We start from the raw sequence: 475 nt of genomic DNA on the forward strand, positions 1-475 counted from the left end.
CCACCTTTTAGGCAGCAACAGGCACACTTAGCCTATTGTCGGCTTTCAACAGGTTCAAACACATCGCCTTTAGGTGGCTTTGTGCACTCACTTTACACAGACCAAAATAGGCTGCCCGGGCATAGCGGAATTTACGGTGCAGCGTACCAAAGCTTTGTTCGACCACATAACGGGTCTTCGACAAATATCGGTTACGTTTGGTTTGCGCTTCCGTCAGCGGACGGTTACGCTGGGCTTTGCGCATAATGCCGTCCAACAACCGATGTTCTTTCAGATGTTGCCGGTTTTCCTTACTGTCATAGCCTTTATCGGCATAGACGGTCGTATCTTTGGCTATACCTTCCAGCAAAGGCAACAGGTGGTTGCACTCATGGGTATTGGCGGGGGTGATGTGCAGTTTCTCGATATAGCCTTCCTCATCGGTACGGGTATGTTGTTTGTAACCGAGTTTGTAGAGGCCGTTTTTCTTTGTCCA

General features: G+C 49.3%; 1 protein-coding gene. It reads right to left on the reverse strand.

The features are described from left to right. Nucleotides 1-7: 7 nt before the first annotated feature. The coding region (locus ACTHR2_RS10525) for an IS5 family transposase (protein ID WP_440375708.1) at nucleotides 8-475 on the reverse strand (468 nt) is incomplete at its 5' end.

Origin of the sequence: Neisseria sp. P0006.S004, from assembly GCF_051963015.1 — a bacterium.
Taxonomy (GTDB): Bacteria; Pseudomonadota; Gammaproteobacteria; order Burkholderiales; family Neisseriaceae; genus Neisseria.